The 17,672-nt window shown below is 47.1% G+C and carries 18 protein-coding genes; 4 read left to right on the top strand and 14 right to left on the bottom strand.

Going from position 1 to position 17,672, the window contains the following annotated elements; genetic code table 11:
- The first annotated feature begins 40 nt into the window (after window positions 1-40).
- On the top strand, window positions 41-1,219 hold the full coding sequence (locus tag QEO93_RS11150; RefSeq protein ID WP_032137407.1) for a restriction endonuclease subunit S: 1,179 nt from the start codon (window positions 41-43) through the stop codon (window positions 1,217-1,219).
- Between the two features lie 102 nt (window positions 1,220-1,321).
- Here QEO93_RS11150 and QEO93_RS11145 read toward each other — a convergent pair whose 3' ends face one another.
- From QEO93_RS11145 to miaA, 3 genes are all read right to left on the bottom strand, one after another.
- Window positions 1,322-1,492 (bottom strand): hypothetical protein, encoded by a 171-nt coding sequence (locus tag QEO93_RS11145; RefSeq protein ID WP_209434855.1) that lies wholly within the window; start codon window positions 1,490-1,492, stop codon window positions 1,322-1,324.
- 155 nt (window positions 1,493-1,647) lie between these two features.
- On the bottom strand, window positions 1,648-2,301 hold the full coding sequence (locus tag QEO93_RS11140) for an RDD family protein (RefSeq protein ID WP_342446731.1): 654 nt from the start codon (window positions 2,299-2,301) through the stop codon (window positions 1,648-1,650).
- Window positions 2,302-2,304: 3 nt separating this feature from the next.
- The gene (gene miaA, locus QEO93_RS11135; protein WP_085815438.1) at window positions 2,305-3,240 is read right to left on the bottom strand and encodes a tRNA (adenosine(37)-N6)-dimethylallyltransferase MiaA; all 936 of its coding nucleotides are present in this window, start codon (window positions 3,238-3,240) and stop codon (window positions 2,305-2,307) included.
- Window positions 3,241-3,669: 429 nt separating this feature from the next.
- On the opposite strand from miaA, the gene serS reads away from it, so the two are divergent.
- Window positions 3,670-4,962, top strand: coding sequence for a serine--tRNA ligase (gene serS, locus QEO93_RS11130; protein WP_032137405.1), 1,293 nt, complete (start codon window positions 3,670-3,672; stop codon window positions 4,960-4,962).
- A gap of 44 nt (window positions 4,963-5,006) precedes the next feature.
- Here serS and QEO93_RS11125 read toward each other — a convergent pair whose 3' ends face one another.
- Together QEO93_RS11125 and dapC are read right to left on the bottom strand one after the other, a co-directional pair.
- Window positions 5,007-5,777 (bottom strand): ferredoxin--NADP reductase, encoded by a 771-nt coding sequence (locus tag QEO93_RS11125; RefSeq protein WP_032137404.1) that lies wholly within the window; start codon window positions 5,775-5,777, stop codon window positions 5,007-5,009.
- Window positions 5,778-5,966: 189 nt separating this feature from the next.
- Window positions 5,967-7,154 carry a succinyldiaminopimelate transaminase gene (dapC, locus tag QEO93_RS11120; RefSeq protein ID WP_032137403.1) on the bottom strand — a complete coding sequence of 396 codons (1,188 nt, stop codon included), beginning with the start codon at window positions 7,152-7,154 and terminating at the stop codon, window positions 5,967-5,969.
- A 207-nt stretch (window positions 7,155-7,361) separates the two neighbouring features.
- Here dapC and lpdA point away from each other — a divergent pair, with 207 nt between their 5' ends.
- A complete protein-coding gene (lpdA, locus tag QEO93_RS11115; protein ID WP_032137402.1) occupies window positions 7,362-9,143 on the top strand; it encodes a dihydrolipoyl dehydrogenase in 1,782 nt (593 codons plus the stop codon).
- Between the two features lie 135 nt (window positions 9,144-9,278).
- On the opposite strand, the gene QEO93_RS11110 is transcribed toward lpdA, so the two are convergent.
- The 3 genes from QEO93_RS11110 to QEO93_RS11100 form a co-directional block, all read right to left on the bottom strand.
- Window positions 9,279-9,662: a rhodanese-like domain-containing protein gene (locus tag QEO93_RS11110; RefSeq protein WP_081906957.1), complete on the bottom strand. Its 384-nt coding sequence runs from the start codon at window positions 9,660-9,662 to the stop codon at window positions 9,279-9,281.
- A gap of 83 nt (window positions 9,663-9,745) precedes the next feature.
- A complete protein-coding gene (locus QEO93_RS11105) occupies window positions 9,746-10,081 on the bottom strand; it encodes a carboxymuconolactone decarboxylase family protein (RefSeq protein WP_032137401.1) in 336 nt (111 codons plus the stop codon).
- 221 nt (window positions 10,082-10,302) lie between these two features.
- On the bottom strand, window positions 10,303-11,394 hold the full coding sequence (locus tag QEO93_RS11100; protein ID WP_032137400.1) for a 5-methyltetrahydropteroyltriglutamate--homocysteine S-methyltransferase: 1,092 nt from the start codon (window positions 11,392-11,394) through the stop codon (window positions 10,303-10,305).
- A 272-nt stretch (window positions 11,395-11,666) separates the two neighbouring features.
- On the opposite strand from QEO93_RS11100, the gene mnmC1 reads away from it, so the two are divergent.
- A complete protein-coding gene (gene mnmC1 / locus QEO93_RS11095) occupies window positions 11,667-13,280 on the top strand; it encodes an FAD-dependent 5-carboxymethylaminomethyl-2-thiouridine(34) oxidoreductase MnmC1 (protein ID WP_032137399.1) in 1,614 nt (537 codons plus the stop codon).
- 133 nt (window positions 13,281-13,413) lie between these two features.
- Here mnmC1 and hpf read toward each other — a convergent pair whose 3' ends face one another.
- The 6 genes from hpf to QEO93_RS11065 form a co-directional block, all read right to left on the bottom strand.
- Window positions 13,414-13,701 carry a ribosome hibernation-promoting factor, HPF/YfiA family gene (hpf, locus tag QEO93_RS11090; protein ID WP_032137398.1) on the bottom strand — a complete coding sequence of 96 codons (288 nt, stop codon included), beginning with the start codon at window positions 13,699-13,701 and terminating at the stop codon, window positions 13,414-13,416.
- Window positions 13,702-13,760: 59 nt separating this feature from the next.
- On the bottom strand, window positions 13,761-15,128 hold the full coding sequence (gene rpoN, locus QEO93_RS11085) for an RNA polymerase factor sigma-54 (RefSeq protein WP_085815437.1): 1,368 nt from the start codon (window positions 15,126-15,128) through the stop codon (window positions 13,761-13,763).
- A gap of 110 nt (window positions 15,129-15,238) precedes the next feature.
- The gene (gene lptB / locus QEO93_RS11080) at window positions 15,239-15,967 is read right to left on the bottom strand and encodes an LPS export ABC transporter ATP-binding protein (protein WP_032137397.1); all 729 of its coding nucleotides are present in this window, start codon (window positions 15,965-15,967) and stop codon (window positions 15,239-15,241) included.
- A gap of 18 nt (window positions 15,968-15,985) precedes the next feature.
- Window positions 15,986-16,510 (bottom strand): lipopolysaccharide transport periplasmic protein LptA, encoded by a 525-nt coding sequence (lptA, locus tag QEO93_RS11075; RefSeq protein WP_032137396.1) that lies wholly within the window; start codon window positions 16,508-16,510, stop codon window positions 15,986-15,988.
- Window positions 16,497-17,066, bottom strand: a complete 570-nt coding sequence (gene lptC / locus QEO93_RS11070; RefSeq protein ID WP_032137395.1) for an LPS export ABC transporter periplasmic protein LptC — start codon at window positions 17,064-17,066, stop codon at window positions 16,497-16,499. Before lptC ends, lptA begins: the two co-directional genes overlap by 14 nt.
- Window positions 17,063-17,602, bottom strand: coding sequence for a KdsC family phosphatase (locus tag QEO93_RS11065; protein ID WP_032137394.1), 540 nt, complete (start codon window positions 17,600-17,602; stop codon window positions 17,063-17,065). The genes lptC and QEO93_RS11065 overlap by 4 nt, the downstream gene beginning before the upstream one ends.
- Between the last annotated feature and the right edge of the window lie 70 nt (window positions 17,603-17,672).

The following is a 17,672-nucleotide window of genomic DNA, read 5'->3' as shown; positions in this document are numbered from 1 at the left end:
GCTAAAATAGCGCAGCCTGAAAATACAAAAGGACACAATCATGCAAATCAACAGAATTTTAGCCAAATTTTTGCAAGGCGAAAAAGTAGAGTGGAAAACGCTGGGGGAAGTGGTAACAATAGAAAAAGGTGTTCAACTCAATAAATCATTATTGTCTGAAACGGGAAAATACCCCGTTATTAATGGTGGTGTTAATCCCTCAGGTTATTGGCATGAATACAACTATACTGCGGACAAAATTGTGATTAGCCAAGGCGGTGCTAGTGCTGGTTTTGTGAATTGGTTAAAAACCCCATTTTTTGCAGGCGCGCATGCTTTTGTGATTTTGCCCGATGAAACCACTGTTCTTAATCGCTATGTGTTTCATTTTGTGAAAATGAAACAGCGCGATTTTATGGAAAAACAATACGGTGCAGGTATTCCAGCATTAGCCAAGTCAGAATTAGTAAAATTACCTATTCCCGTTCCATCGCTTCATATTCAACAAAAAATCGCCAACACATTAGACAAATTTACCGAATTAAATGAGGAACTGAATAAAGAACTGGCTCTAAGAAAAAAACAGTTCACGTATTACAGAAATTTATTACTGGACTACAAACACCCCCAAAACCCATTTTCAGGCTGCGAAGCACCATGGAAAATGTTGGCAGAAGTATCCAACAAGATTTCATCAGGCGGAACACCCAGAACAGGTATTGCAGATTATTACGATGGCGATATTCCATGGCTAAGAACGCAAGAAGTGAATTTCAATGAGATTCTAGACACAGAAATCAAAATCACCACCCAAGGTTTAGAAAACTCAAGTGCAAAAATGATACCCGCAAATTGCGTTATTCTTGCCATGTATGGCGCAACGGTTGGCAGAGTGGCTATCAACAAAATCCCACTCACCACAAATCAAGCCTGCGCCAACATTGAATTGAACAGCAAAATTTTAAATTACCGTTATGCGTTTCATTATTTAAGCAGCCAATACGAATATATAAAATCCTTGGGGACAGGTTCGCAAAGCAATATCAATGCGCAAATAGTGAAAAAACTTGAAATCCCAGTCCCTCCGCTAGAAATCCAAACCAAAGTAGTCGAAATGCTAGACAAATTTGACACGCTGGTTAATTCGTCCACCGATGGCTTGCCGCGAGAAATCCAGTTGCGCCAAAAACAATACGAATACTACAGAGAGCAATTACTAGATTTTCCACGCGAAAACTAAACAAATGCAGCCTGAAAACTATTTTTCAGGCTGCATTTTATTAGCAATCGCATAATGAAGCGTAAGATGAGGCGTAGGACGGGCTTCAGCCCATCAATCCCACTATTTCTCTTCACTCAAATAAACAGACTTATCACGCACATCACGCGGCAACACCACATTCAACACCAGCGCCGTAATCCCCCCAGCCGCAATCGCATTGCGGAATACTTCAGGCAGCAAATGAAATACTTCAGATTCAAACACTACGCCCACCGCCTCAAACACACTCAATAAACTAAATCTGCTTCAGCCGTAGCTTTCATGTGAGCTTCTGACATTTTTGGGTATCCTTAAAAAATGTGAATAAAAAAAGTCGGTAGCACCCTTTTGAAGGATTACTACCATTTCGGAATGAATTTGGGGCGCGGTTGTAAAAGATAAGTGCATTAACTATATTCACGCAAATCCACCAATTCCGTCCCTGCCAACACATCATACAAAAACTGCCCACGCGCATGAAACAGCGCAAAACCCCACGGCAAAATCCACCACGCCAACGCTACGCCCAAAGCCACGCGACCATGCAGCCCAAAATGTTGCGCCGCCGCGTAAACCAACATCGGCACAAACACCACAAACACACACGCCCACACAAAGCGCATCAGCAATCTTTTGACTACAGGTCGGCAGCCTGAAACATCGGTCAGACCAATTTTCCACACGCGCATGGGTAGCGTTTGCCCTTCACGCAACCAGTTGATTTTGAAATACAGCCACCATGCGAACAAAATCAGTGCGCACGTCCAAAAAGTGCGAAATGGCACAACGGCTGGGAACATTCGCATCACAATGGTGTTGAATGCACCAATCACCATACCCGATAAAATCGTAACCGAGCCGACCAATAGAGATTCGTAAATCAACGCCAACAAGCGGCGTTTGAGTGAAGCGGGTTTTAAGGGTTTGTTGTTCATTTGTTTTCTCAATAAATTTTCAGGCTGCTTTTTGGCTTGTCTCGCAATCGTAGGGTGCGCCCCGCGCACCGAAATCTTCAGGCAGCCTGAAAATGGGTTTGTTGGCAAAAATGGTGCGCGTGGCACACCCTACGCGAAAAATTGCTTCATCGCCCGTTCAGCTTGCTGCAAATAATCCGCTTGCGTGAACGGGTCTAGCACGGTATCGGCAGGCAATTTGCGCAGCCAAGTGAGCTGACGTTTCGCTAACTGCCGTGTGGCGGCTTGCCCTTGCACAACAAATTCGGCGAAGTCAGTTTCGCCGTCCAAATGCGCCCATGCTTGGCGATAACCAACGCAGCGCATGGACGGGGTTTCAGGCTGCAATTCGGGATATTTTTCGCGCAGAAACCGCATTTCGTCCAAAAAACCTTGTTCTAGCATGATTTCAAAACGGCGGTTGATTTGCGCGTGTAATCGGCTGCGGTCTTCGGGAATAAGCGTGAGCGTGTGCAAATTGAGCGGCGCGGATTGGGTTTCTTGCTCGGCAAAGTGTTGCGATAGGGGTTTGCCTGTGAGCAGGAAGACTTCTAAGGCGCGTTCTATGCGTTGGCTGTCGTTGGGTTTGAGCCGTGCAGCGGTTTCGGGGTCGCATTGCTGTAACTGCTTGTATAAATGGGCTAATCCGTGCTGTGCTTTTTGTTGGTGTAGCTGTTCGCGTGTGGTGGTGTCGGCTTCGGGCAGAGTGTTTAGCCCTTGTGTGAGGGCGTGAAAATACATCATTGTGCCGCCGACTATCAGGGGGATTTTGCCGCGTGCGTGGATTTGGTTCACTAAGCGGACGCCGTCGTCCACAAAATCGGCGGCACTGTAATTTTCTAGTGGGCTGATGATGTTGATGAGGTGATGGGGAGCGATGGCAAGTTCTTCGGCGGTGGGTTTGGCTGTGCCGATGTCCATGTCGCAGTAAACGAGTGCGCTGTCTAGGCTGATGATTTCACAGGAGATTTGTTGGGCGAGGTGTAAGGCTAGGGCGGTTTTGCCGCTGGCGGTCGCGCCGAGTATAGCTAGGGCTTTGGGTTGCATGGTTTTTCAGGCTGTGTTTGTTGAATTGGGCGGCATTTTAGCAAGGTTTTGGGGAAACTTTAATTGGGTAAGGGCAAGGTTTATCCTTGTCCTTTTTTTAACTTGCTGAAATTTTTTGATTTTTCTGCATGGCGAAATGGACAGGGATAAACCCTGTCCCTACCAAAATGTTGTTTTCAGGCTGCAATAGGTGTTTTTTCACGAATTTGAAGCGTGGGTGTGGCGGCGCAACGCCACGTTCTAGCGCAAAATTAGGGGGCTTATTTTTCAGGCTGCATTTTTAATTATTGCTCTGTGTACCCGATATTCAGAAAGAATGGTGCGCGGGGCGCACCTTACAGCTGTGCGACAAATCATTATTTTCAGGCTGCCTGAAAGGTGTGTTTTCGTTTACAATATCTTTTTTCATTTTTACTCAGGAAAAACATCATGATTGATATTCAATTATTGCGTACGGACGCGGCTGCGGTGGCGACGCGTTTGGCTGGTCGTGGCTTTGTGTTGGATACGGCGAAATTTGAGGAATTGGAAGCACAACGTAAGTCTTTGCAAATGAAAAACGAGGAATTGCAGGCGAAACGTAATAGCGTGTCTAAACAAATTGGCGCGTTGATGGGTCAGGGCAAAAAAGACGAGGCTGAAGCGGCGAAAGCGGAAGTGGCGGCGATTAAATCTGAAATGGATAAAATTGAGCTGGATTTGCCGAATATTCAGGCTGCTCTGGACGATTTGTTGTTGCGTGTGCCAAACTTGCCGCATGAGAGCGTTCCTGTGGGCAAAGATGAAACGGAAAATGTAGAAGTGCGTAAGGTTGGCACGCCACGCGCGTTTGATTTTAAGATTAAAGACCATGTGGATTTGGGCGCGGCTTTGGGCTTGGATTTTGAAAAAGCGGCTGAATTGTCGGGGGCACGTTTTAGCTTGATGAAGGGTAAAGTGGCGCGTTTGCATCGTGCGTTGGCGCAATTTATGTTGGACACGCATACGACGCAGCATGGTTATACTGAGTGCTACACGCCGTATATTGTGAGCGATTCTACGTTGTTGGGTACGGGCCAGTTGCCGAAATTTGGCGAGGATTTGTTCCATGTTACGCGCGGTGGTGATGAAACGAAATTGACGCAATATTTGATTCCAACTGCGGAAGTTACTTTGACGAATACGGTGCGCGATGAGATTTTGTCGTTGAATGATTTGCCGATGAAATTGACGGCGCATTCGCCTTGTTTCCGTAGTGAAGCGGGTTCACACGGCAAAGACACGCGCGGTTTGATTCGCCAACACCAATTCGATAAAGTGGAAATGGTGCAAATTGTGCAGCCTGAAAAATCTTATGAAGCATTGGAAGAAATGGTGGGACACGCGGAAAATATTTTGAAATTGTTGGAATTGCCGTATCGTGTGATTACTTTGTGTACTGGCGATATGGGTTTTGGTGCGACTAAAACGTATGATTTGGAAGTGTGGGTGCCTGCTCAAAATACTTACCGCGAAATCTCAAGCTGTTCAAACTGTGAAGATTTCCAAGCTCGCCGTATGAAAGCGCGTTTTAAAGATGAAAATGGCAAAAACCGTTTGGTGCATACGTTGAATGGCTCGGGTTTGGCGGTGGGTCGTGCGTTGGTAGCGGTGTTGGAAAATCATCAGAATGCGGACGGGTCTATCAACATTCCTGTTGCGTTACGTCCTTATTTGGGTGGTTTGGAAAAATTGGTGCCTTAATATAATCAAAAGCAGCCTGAAAATATTTCAGGCTGCTTTTTTATTTAGAATCCGTTTTCCATCATAATCTGCCCTGGAATACGATTGCGGTGCATCGCAAAACCCTGTTCCAACAGCGTTTTAAACGTATCTTGCACCATATCAGGATTGCCGCAAATCATAAAACGGCTACGCTCTTTGTTGAACGACAAGCCCATTTTCTCCGCCAAACTGCTGTTTTTCAAACTTTCAGGCAACCTGAAATGCAAATGTTCGCCGTCCGTTTCGCGCGTGGTAATCGGCACAAAACGCAGCTTGTTCACATATTCGCCAATCAACGGGTGTTCTGCCAGTTCAGCAATTTGTTGATTAAAAATCAAATCAGCATTGTGCGACACGCTGTGCGCGAGTGCCAACGTGTCAAAGCGTTGCCAAATTTCAGGCTGCTGCAAAATGGACAAAAACGGCGCAATCCCTGATCCTGTACTCAGCATAATCAAATCGTTACCATCTGGGAAGCGCTCGGGCAGGAAGAAGCCTTGCGCGGTTTTGTCGAGTAAAATCGTGTCGCCAGCTTGCACGTTGGCAAAGCGTTCCGACATTGCGCCGCCTTCAATCAAAATCACGAAAAATTCCAGTGTGTCGGCGTATTCGGCGGACGTAACTGAGTAGGCACGCCAGATAAAGCCTTCGCCTTCGGGGAAACCTAAACGTGAAAATTGCCCTGCAGCAAATCGGTAGCTTTCAGGGCGGGTGATGGCAAATGTGATGTATTTGGGGCTGTGGTGTTTGACCCACAGGATTTTTTCTTCGGTGTATTTTTGTTCGGTTGTCATGGTTTTCAGGCTGCGGTAATTGAAAGAAACGCAATTATATCAATGAAAGGCAGCCTGAAAAAATTTTCAGGCTGCGATTATTTTGCGTTTTCAGCAGTAGGTCAGATACTTGTATCCGACATTTTTCCCTTGTTAGCGCAAGTCGGATTCAAGAATCCAACCTACGTGAATTTTCAGGCTGCCTGAAAGTTATTTTTGATACCAAGCAACCATACGTTCTGCTGCTTCCACGCATTTTTCCACTTCATCAACCAGCGCAATACGAACAAAACCTTTGCCTGGATTGCCGTGCTCTGTATCACGCGCAAAGAAACGCCCTGGCAAAACCTGAACGCCTGTCGCGCGGAACAATTCTTGCGTGAATGCCAAATCATCGCCATCAGGAATTTTCAGCCAAATATAGAAAGACGCTTCAGGCATTTTCACATCAAATTTTTGGCGCAAAATCGGCACAACTCGGTCAAATTTGATTTGATACTGGCGGCGGTTTTCTTCAACGTGCGCTTCATCGTTCCAAGCGGCAATGCTGGCGCGTTGCACGGGGTTGCTCATCGCGCTGCCGTGGTAAGTGCGGTAGAGCAAAAACGGTTTCAGCAATTTTTCATCGCCAGCCACAAAACCCGAGCGCAACCCAGGCGCGTTGGAGCGTTTGGATAAGCTGGTAAACATGATGATGTTGTCAAACGAACGCCCCATTTCTGCGGCGGCTTGCAGGCAGCCTGTAGGTTTGTGTCCGCCAAAATAAATTTCTGCGTAACATTCGTCAGACGCAATGATGAAACCGTATTGGTCTTGCAACGCGAAGAGTTCTGCCCAGTCTTCGCGTTTCAACACGCTGCCTGTTGGGTTGTCGGGCGAGCAAACGAAAACAATTTTGCAACGCTCCCATTTGTCTTCTGGAACGCTTGACCAATCGGGCAAAAAACGCGGTGCGGTGGTGTTGGCAAATACGATTTCGCCGCCACCTAAAAAGGTTGCACCTTCGTAAATTTGGTAAAATGGATTGGGCGATACGATGACTGGTTTTTCGTCTGCAATCGGGTCTAACGCAGCCTGAACGAATGAAAACAGAGCTTCACGGCTACCTAAAACGGGCAAAATTTGGGTTTCTGGGTTGAGTGTTAAACCGTCATAACGGCGGCGTAACCAGTCAGCACAGGCTTGGCGCAATTCAGGCAAGCCCAGCGTGAGTGGGTATTTTGAGAGTTCGTTTAACGATTGAGTAAGCGCGTCTGTTAAAACTTTTGGGGTGGGGTGTTTGGGTTCGCCAATTTGCAACATGATTGGCGCGAGGTTTTCGGGCGGTATGATGCCATTTATGGCTTCGCGCAATCGGGCGAATGGGTAGGGTTGAAGTTGGTCTAAATGGCTGTTCATGAAGTTTTCCTTTTTCAGGCTGCAATTTGATAAGAATAGACAAAAATTTTAGCACAAAATGCTTGTCTCGCAGCCTGAAAACTGGTTTTGCTGTTTCACTCCCTGCCAACTGTTTTCAAAATAGAGTATAATGGATTTTGTCATTATTCAGGTTTTTTGCCTGAGTTTCATTCCTACACAAAGCCATTTTAAATAGAAAGGTTTAGCATGAGCTTAATTGAATTGAAAGTTCCCGATATTGGTGGACACGACAACGTGGACATTATCGCTGTTGAAATCAAAGCAGGCGATACTGTAGCGTTGGAACAAACTTTGATTACTTTAGAAACTGACAAAGCCACTATGGACGTGCCTGCTGATGCAGCTGGTGTGGTGAAAGAAGTTAAAGTTAAAGTAGGCGACAAAATCTCTGAAGGCGGTGTGATTGCTGTGATTGAAGCGGCTGGTGCAGCTGCTGAAGCGCCTAAAGCTGCGCCTGCTGCAGAAGCACCAAAAGCTGCTGCGCCTGCGCCACAAGCAGCACAATTCGCTGGCTCTGCTGACGCTGAATACGATGTGGTTGTATTGGGTGGTGGCCCTGGCGGTTACTCTGCTGCATTTGCTGCGGCTGACGAAGGCTTGAAAGTGGCTTTGATTGAACAATACAGCACTTTGGGTGGCGTTTGTTTGAACGTAGGTTGCATTCCATCTAAAGCATTGTTGCACAACGCAGCTGTGATTGACGAAGTGAAACACTTGGCTGCAAACGGCATTAAATTCAATGAACCTGAAATCGACATCAACGGTTTGCGTGGTTACAAAGAAAAAGTGATTGCTAAATTGACTGGCGGCTTGGCTGGCATGGCTAAAGCACGCAAAGTGGACATCATCCGTGGTAACGGTCAATTCGTTGGCGCGAACCACATTGAAGTTTCTTTGACTGAATCTGCTCAATACGAACAGGCAACTCAAACTGGCGAGAAAAAAACCGTTGCGTTCAAAAACGCAATTATCGCAGTGGGTAGTCGCGTGGTTAAATTGCCATTTATCCCTGAAGACCCACGCATTGTGGACTCAACTGGCGCGTTGGAATTGCGTCAAGTGCCAGAACGCATGTTGATTATCGGTGGCGGTATCATCGGCTTGGAAATGGGTACTGTTTACAGCACATTGGGCGCACGTTTGGACGTGGTTGAAATGATGGACGGCTTGATGCAAGGTGCTGACCGTGATTTGGAAAAAGTATGGGAAAAAATGAACGCTCATCGCTTTGACAACATCATGACTAGCACTAAAACTGTTGCTGTTGAAGCCAAAGAAGACGGTATCTACGTTACATTTGAAGGTGCGAAAGCTCCTAAAGAACCACAACGCTACGATTTGGTATTGGTGGCAGCAGGTCGCGCACCAAACGGCAAATTGTGTTCTGCTGAAAAAGCAGGCGTGGCAGTTACAGACCGAGGCTTCATTGAAGTAGACAAACAACAACGCACAAACGTACCACACATCTACGCAATCGGTGACGTGGTAGGTCAACCAATGTTGGCGCACAAAGCGGTTCACGAAGCACACGTTGCGGCTGAAAACTGCGCAGGTCACAAAGCATACTTTGACGCTCGCGTGATTCCAGGCGTGGCATACACAGACCCTGAAGTGGCTTGGGTTGGCGTAACTGAAGAAATCGCTAAACGTGATGGCATCAAAATCACTAAATCTGTATTCCCTTGGGCAGCTTCTGGTCGCGCGATTGCAAATGGTCGCGATGAAGGCTTCACTAAATTGATTTTTGATGCGGAAACGGGTCACATCATCGGCGGCGGCATCGTGGGTACACACGCTGGCGACATGATTGGCGAAATCTGCTTGGCAATCGAAATGGGTTGCGACGCTGTGGACATCGGCAGCACGATTCACCCTCACCCAACTTTGGGCGAATCTATCGGTATGGCAGCTGAAGTGGCTAACGGCACTTGCACAGACTTGCCTCCACAAAAGAAAGCTAAAAAATAATCTGTTGATTGTTTGAAATGACAAGCAGCCTGAAAATGTTTTCAGGCTGCTTTTTTGTGCTTTGTAGGTTGGGTTCTTGAATCCAACCTACGATTAACGCAGCCTGAAAACTCACTTTCAAGCTGCATTTTATATTTACTTAATCCCTTTTTTAACCAAATCTTGATAACCGCCATGATTGGTTACATTCGTATAACCCATATTTTTCAACGTATTCAAAGCCACTTCCGCGCGGCGACCCGTACGACAATACAAGTTAATCGGTGCGCTTTTATCTTTGCTCACATTCGCGATTTGAGTAGCGATTTGCTCCACAGGAATGTTAATCGCGTCTTGAATATGCCCACTTTGGAACTCTTCAGGCGTGCGAACATCAATCCACACACCAGCCGCTTTTTCAGGCTGCGTTTGAGTTTGTGCAGTTTGGCTGGCAACCGCAGAGGCAGCAGAATGATTTTGCAGCTCAGCACACGCCGTTAAACCGCAAACCAATAAAACAGAAATCAACAGTTTATTCATAGTCCTACTCCTACTAAAAGAGCAGCCTGAAATTATTTCAGGCTGCAAAGGTTCAGAAATATAGCACTTTCTGTACTGAAAAATTATCGTTGTGTTTCAACCGCTTCCAACGCACGCAAAGCATAAGTGTATGCCGCGCCAGCGTTCAAGGCGATAGCCGTTGCCAATGCACCCGCGATTTCGCTTTCAGTCGCGCCTGCTTTCGCCGCTTTTTCTGCGTGTACGCTAATGCAGCTTTCGCAACGTGTGGTAATTGCCACAGCAATCGCAATCAGTTCGCGTGTTTTTTCGTCCAACGCTTCTGCAGCTGCTGCTTGGTCTAACGCGCCGTAGGCTTGCAACATTTTTGGGTGTTTTTTACCCAATTCGCCAAATGATTTTTTCACGTGCGCTGTGTGTTCTGTCCAGTTGTTAAACATTTTATTTCCCTTTGTGTTTAGTTGAATGATTTGAAAGACCGTATTATGCTGCTATTTTTTATGTAAATACCCAATAAAAATCTCAAAATTTCACAAAAAAATATAGTAAATTAAAATGAGACAAGGTGACAACGTCCGCCGTGTGCGTGTTGCACATAAAGACGTTGGCAACGCAGTATCATTGCAATTTTAATTCACTATATTTTCAGGCTGCATTCAAATTAGTCCTCACCCCACACTTCTTTGGCGATTTCTTCTACCAAGCGAACTTTCGCCCATTGTTCCTCAATCGTTAGCGTATTGCCTTCTTCTGTGGACGAAAAACCGCATTGTGGGCTTAAGCACAACTGGTCTAACGGCACATATTTCGCTGCTTCTGCAATACGCGCTTTCACGGCTTCTTTGTCTTCCAAATCTGCGAATTTAGACGTTACCAAACCCAACACCACTCGCCCTTTGTGCGGATTGTCATTAAAGTGTTTCAACGGCTCAAAACCGCCTGCGCGTTCTGTGTCGTATTCCAAGAAATAGCCATCAAACGCGGTTTTACCAAACAAATCGGCGGCGATTGGGTCGTATGCGCCTGTCAGCGAATAGGTAGATTTGTAGTTGCCGCGACAAACGTGGGTAGTAATCGTCATATCGGCTGGTTTGTCTGCCAAAATCGCTTGCACGTTTGCCAAGGCGTAACGTTTGTCATCTTCAAAAGTAGGCTGGTCGTGGTTGTTGCACAAAACACCCCAGTATACGTCATCAATTTGCAGATAGCGGCAGCCTGCGTTGTAGAACGCTTGAATGGCATCTTTGTAGGCTTGTTGCAAGTCGGCGACAAATTCATCTTTATTGGCATACACGCCTGTGTCCCACAAATATGGGTGTAACATTTGGTTTGGGCTTGGAATGGTGAATTTCACAATGCCGCGGTCGCCCACGATTTCGGCGAGTTTGCGATAGTGAGCGATGAATGGGTGATTGTCGTTCCATGAAACCTTGCCGCACACGCGCGTGTTTTCTTGTCGCGCTTCTACGCCTTGGAACACGCGGCGGAACGCTGGGATAAACACTTCAATGCCGTTCAAATTCGCCAAAAAATCTAAGTGCCACCATGAGCGGCGGAATTCACCATCGGTGATGACTTGAATGCCTGCGTTTAATTGCTGTTGCACGAGTTCGGCGATTTCTGCGTCTTCAATTTGCTGCAGTTGGTTGCGTTCAATTTTGCCTACCCAGAAGTTGGCACGGGCTTCTTTTAAGGTTTTGCTGCGTAAGTAGCTGCCTACAGTATCGGCGCGTAAAGGTAAAGTTTTGCTCATGGTTTTGCTCCTTGTAGCGTGAAGTAAAATCGCAATAGGACGGCGTTGCCAACTCTCTTATGTACTACACGTACACGGCGAGCGTTGTCGCCTTGTCCTATTTTTATTTCACTTCACTTAGATGTGGTAAAAACTGTAATGAAATGTAATCCTACGGTTTCCTTTTTGGGCTGACAAATGGGAAATTTTACTGATTGATATGAATGGAATTCATATTTTTACAGTTTGAAATATAATTGCATTTTGCAGCCTGAAAACTAAAAGGAAACCACATGACTCCCATTTACGCATGGGCAACCCTCCCCGAATTTGCCGAAATCCAATCATTTCTAACCGAACATAACCACCCAAAACACCTCATATTCTGTCTACAAAACACAGATTTCCCACACTTCACGCAGCCTGAAAACTCCACCGCAGAACAAACCCAACTGCACACCGCACTCACAGAGTCCACACGCTGCCTCACTTTTGACGCAGTGAACTACATCGCCAACTGGCAACCCCAAACCCACTTATGGTTCATGCCAGTCGCAGCCGCCAGCGCATTGCACGAACACTTCACGCAGCCTGAAAACATCATTTGGCAAACCCAAGCCATTCCCCAAAACACCCCAAAATCCCAAAAATCATGGCAAACGCAGCCTGAAAACCCACACACGCAGCCTGAAAACATCCACGCCGTGATTATCGGCGCAGGCATCGCAGGCGCAGCCACCGCCCACGAACTCGCCATTCGCGGCGCAAAAGTAACCGTATTAGAACGCAGCGAACGCGTCGCCCAAGCAGGCTCAGGCAACCAACAAGGCTTGCTCTACGCCAAAATTTCCCCACACAACACCGAACAAACCGAACTCCTCCTCACAGGCTACGGCTACACACGCCGCATCCTGAAAACCCTGTTCCCCAATCAAGAAAACTGGGGCGCAACAGGCATACTCCACCTCAACCACAACGAAAGCGAAACCCAACGCAACCAAAAACTTGCCCAAAAAACCCACTATCGCCATCTATACCGCCCCGTAACGCCCGAAGAAGCCAGCCAAATTGCAGGCATACCCATCGCCCAAAGCGGCTTATACTGGCAACAAGGTGCATGGCTTAACCCACCCGCCATCGTAAACGCTCTATTGCAGCACCCAAACATTACCGTCCACACCCAAACCCAAGTCCACACCGCCACCCATAACGGCGCACACTGGCAAATCCAAACCAATCAAGGCGACTACACCGCCACCCACCTCATCATCTGCACAGGCGCAGACAACCAAACCACCCCCATCATCCGCAACTACCCCTTCCAAATGATACGCGGACAAACCAGCGTCGCCACCGCCACAGAAGGCAGCCTGAAACTCAAAACCGCGCTATCAGGTGCATCCTACATATCCCCAGCGTGGCACAACCAACACTGCTTTGGCGCAACCTTTATCAACAACGACCCAAGCAGCGAATGGCGCGGAGAAGACGACACCGCCAACCAACAAGAACTCGCCCAGCTCAACCCATTTTTGGCGAGCGAATTACACACACAGCCTGAAAACATCAATCACGGCAGCCTGAAAGGACACACCGCCGTCCGCTGCGATAGCCACGACCACTTGCCAGTTGTCGGCGCACTCAGCGACGTTGTCGCCATGCGAAGCGTGTACGCCAAACTCGCGCTGGACAAAAACTATCGCCTAACCGCGCCCTGCCCTTACCTGCCCAATGCCTACACCAACACCGCTCACGGTTCACGCGGTTTAGCCACCGCCCCCATTTGCGCCGCCGAAATTGCTGCGCAGATTTGTGGCACTCCACACCCGTTATCTGAGCGATTGCGCCAAGCGTTGAACCCCAATCGCCTGATTATTCGCCAAATCGTGCGGCATGAAGTGCAATAAAAAGCTGTAGGTCGAATTCTTGAATCCGACATTTCAATTCATCAAAAAAATTGTCGTATACAAGTATCCGACCTACGTAAAAACAAAACGCAGCCTGAAAAAACTTTCAGGCTGCGTTTTTTAAAACATCAAATCAATGATGTTGATTTTTCTCTTTGTGCTGCACCAAAGCGCGGTCTACTTTATCCACCAACACATCAATCGCTGCATACATATCCGCTTCAACTGCTTCAATGTGAATATCTTTGCCAGCCAAATGCACTTGCGCGGCGGCTTTGTTTTGCACTTTTTCCACAGACAAAGTAACCGTTACAGAAATCACACCATCGTGATGACGCACAGAGCGTTCCACTTTTTCAGTAACGTAATTACGGATAGCTTCGGTAACATCAAAATGTAAGCCAGTAATTTTTAAGTTCATGATGCACTCCTTGATATAAGGTGGGTTAAAACGCAGCCTGAAAACTCAGGCGGCTGAATTTATGACTCGCGGCGTTGTTGCACGGTAGGAATACCAATTTGTTCGCGGTATTTTGCTACGGTGCGTCTTGCGATGTTAATGCCCTGTTGCTGCAACATCTGGTGTAAAGCGCAATCGCTGTATGGTTTGCGTTTGTCTTCGCGTTCCACCAATTCGTTGATGATGGATTTAATCGCGTTGGCACTAATGCCTTCTTCGCCGTCTTCACTGCTACTGATTGCATTTTGACTGAAAAAGTAGCGCAATGCAAATAATCCTTGCGGACAAGCCAAATATTTATTGCTCACGGCGCGAGAAATGGTGGATTCCGCCAATTCTAAATATTTGGCGCAGTCTTTCAACAGCATTGGCACGATGCCGATTTCGCCAAATTGGAAGAAATCTTGTTGTTTTTCCACAATATATTCAGCGACGCGTGTGAGCGTGTTTTTGCGCTGTTGCAACATATCCATTTTTTGCTTGGCGGCGGCGATTTTTTCACGCCAAACAGGGTCAATCGCCTCTTCATCTTGCAACGCTTCAGACAACTCTGTGTTGATTTTGATTTGCGGCTGCGCTTCTTCGTTCACTTGTACGCGCCAACCTGCTTCGGTTTGCACCACAAACACATCGGGGTGGACGTATTGCGTGGGTTCTTCGCTGGCGAAACCGTAAGACGGATACGGGTTCAAATTCGTAATCAGTTCCAAGGCTTCGCGCAAGGTATCATTATCAAAATCGGGCAGCAATTTGCTCAAGCGGTTCACGTTTTTGGGCGTGTTTTGCGTGAGTTTGTCTAAATGGTGCATGACAATCTGTGCGGCGCAACGACGTGCTGGCGATAAGGGCAAACGGTCTAATTGGTGCAGCAAAGATTGGGTTAAATTGGCGGTGGCAATGCCTGCGGGTTCAAAGTTTTGCAGGTTTTCCAGCGCGATTTCCATATCTTCTTCGTCCAGCATCCATTCCAACGAGGTGTTTTCCACGATTTCAGTAATGCTGTCTGTGAGATAGCCTTTGTCGTCCAAAAAATCAATTAAGATGTGGACGTGCGCGGCTTCTGTGGGGGATAGTGGGTGCTCGCTTACTTGCTTGTGCAGGTAGGCGTTTAGTGTTTCTTCTTGGGCGAGATTTTCCCATGCGCTGCTGTCGTCATCACCTAGGCTGACACCGCGTTTGATGTCCACGGTTTGACGGGGCATTTCGTAGCTGCTGAAGTCTTCTGAAGGGGTTTCGGTGCGTTCCAAAATGGGATTTTCTTCTAACCAGTCTTCTACTTCGCGCTCTATCTCTATCCCAGACATTTGCAAAACACGCAAGGATTGTTGCATGTTTTGGCTCAGTTGCTGGGTTTGCCGCAGTTTTAGTTGAAAGTTTGTTCCACTCATAATTTTGTGTTTTCAGGCTGCCTGAAAAATAAGTTTAGCTGTGTGAATGATTGCTGGCTTGGAAAGCCAACCTACCATTTTTCGCATACCAAAAGGCAGCCTGAAAAAGTTTAATAATCAAAATTTTCGCCCAGATAAACGGCGCGTACTTGTTCATCGTTTACCAAGTCGTCTGGTTTGCCTGTGGCTAATACAGTGCCATCGCTAATAATGTAGGCACGGTCGCAAATTCTCAAGGTTTCGCGCACGTTATGGTCGGTAATCAACACGCCAATGCCGCGCTCTTTTAGAAATTCGATGATTTTTTGAATGTCAATCACAGCAATCGGGTCCACGCCTGCAAACGGTTCGTCTAGCAAGATGAAACGGGGCTGCATGGCTAACACGCGCGCAATTTCTACGCGCCGTCTTTCGCCGCCTGATAACGCTGGGGCTGGGCTGTGGCGCAAGCGTCCGATGTTCAAATCATCAAGCAATTTGTTTAGCTGCGTTTCAATTTCATGTTTATCGGACAGGCGAATTTCCAAAATACTGCGGATATTGTCTTCCACAGTCATTTTGCGAAAAATGGACGCTTCTTGCGGCAAATAACCAATCCCTGCTTGGGCGCGCTCGTGAATTGGGCGATGGCGCAATTCGTTGCCGTCTAGCAAAATCGTGCCTGAATCTGCGGCAATCAAGCCGACAATCATGTAGAAACTGGTGGTTTTGCCTGCGCCGTTTGGCCCGAGCAAACCAATCACTTCGCCGCTTTCAATATCCAGCGAGAAATTTTTAACAACTTGGCGTTTTTTGAACGATTTTTGCAAACCTTCAACGTGTAAATGTGATGTAGTCATGTTTTCAGGCTGCCTGAATTATTTTTTGTTGGCGGTATTCGGTTGAATAATCACGGTTACGCGGCGGCCGTTTTTGTTGCCTGTCGCGTTGCCGCCCAATACGGTGTAAACCTCAGTTTTGGTGTTATAGCTAATCGCTTCGCCTTGCGCCATATCGCCGCCGCGTTGGATTTTGGCGTTACCAATCAGTTTCACCACATTGGTTTGCGACTGATATTCCATGCGGTTGCCCCAACCTTCAGCGATGCCTTTGTTGTTGTCTAGCATTTGGCGGAAATAGGCTGGGTTGCCTTGCGCATCTATGGTTTGGTTACCTGATTGGTCTTGGCTCACGCGAACATTGTTGGCACGCATATTTAATGTACCTTGTTTGGCAATCACGTTGCCTGTGAACACGGTTACTTGATTTTTTTGGTCTAGCGAACCTTGGTCGGCTTCAATTTGAATGGGCTGTTGACGGTCGCTTTCCAATGCCATGGCGTTCAGGCTGCCTGAAATCAACGCCACAGCGCAAATCGCTTTGATAAGGTTATTTTGTGTCATAAATCATTGCTCTCACTCGGGACGGCAAGCTCAGCAGCCCCTTTTGGTTATCGTAAGTCATGCCAACGGACGAGCCTGTGGAACGTCCATATTGGTATTGAATCGGCGCGTCTGTTTCGGCGATTTCGGTTACTGTGTCCACGTTTAAATGGTCGGTGGTTACTTTTGCCGCTGGGCGTTGCTCGTCCGCTTCTTTGGTTAGCACCACATCTTGTTGCAAGAAGACTTTTTTCGTTTCGATTTCATAACGCGCTTGCTCGGCATCAACTTGATATTGCTTCACTCCTTGATTGAATAGTTGCAACGTAGGCGATTGGAAAAACACGTTTTTTTGGTCAGGCAACTGCCATGCGTGTGGCGAATCCAGTTGCTCTTTCAGGCTGCCTGAAATATCAAAACGCTTGCCTTGCGTGTTTGTCATGGAATACTGCGGTTTGGCAGGGTCTAGCTTCACTTCTTCCACAATCACTTCGCTCACGCGACCCAACCATGCGCTCAATCCGCACAAAATCATCGCCAAAACCAACGGAAAAATTAAGTTGCGAAAGCAGCTCATTTCAAATACTCATTCAGCGCAGGCAACAAAGTGTTTTGCGCTTGCATAATCAAATCCGTTACTTCACGTACTGCGCCGAAACCGCCGTTCTTCTCGGTGGTTAGCGCGGTGTGTTTTTTCACAAATGTGTGCGCGTTAGCAACCGAAATCGGCAAACCGCAACGCACCAACACAGGCAAATCAATCACATCATCGCCTACCATAGCACACTGTTCTGCTGAAACGCCTGCTTGTTCGCACAGCTGTTCAAACGCCACTTTTTTATCGTGAACACCGAAAAAATAATGCGTGATACCAAGCTGTTTCGCACGCGCACCCACGGCTTCATCGTTTCTGGCAGTAATAATCGCGGTTTGCACGCCTGAATTTTGCAGCATTTTGATACCGTGTCCGTCTAACGTGTTGAACGCTTTGATGATTTCGCCATTACTGCTCATGAATAACTGCGCGCTGGTGAGTACGCCGTCCACGTCTAAAACGAGCAATTTAATGCGTTTGGCGCGTGCAAGAATGTCGGGAGAATAGTGAGAAAACATGATTTCAGGCTGCCTAATTGAAATAGAAATGGCGCATTTTAGCAGAGTTCAAAAAGTAAAGCCTAATTTT

Source organism: Kingella negevensis, assembly GCF_030177895.1.
GTDB lineage: Bacteria > Pseudomonadota > Gammaproteobacteria > Burkholderiales > Neisseriaceae > Kingella_C > Kingella_C negevensis.
This window is presented reverse-complemented; position numbering and strand designations above follow the sequence as displayed.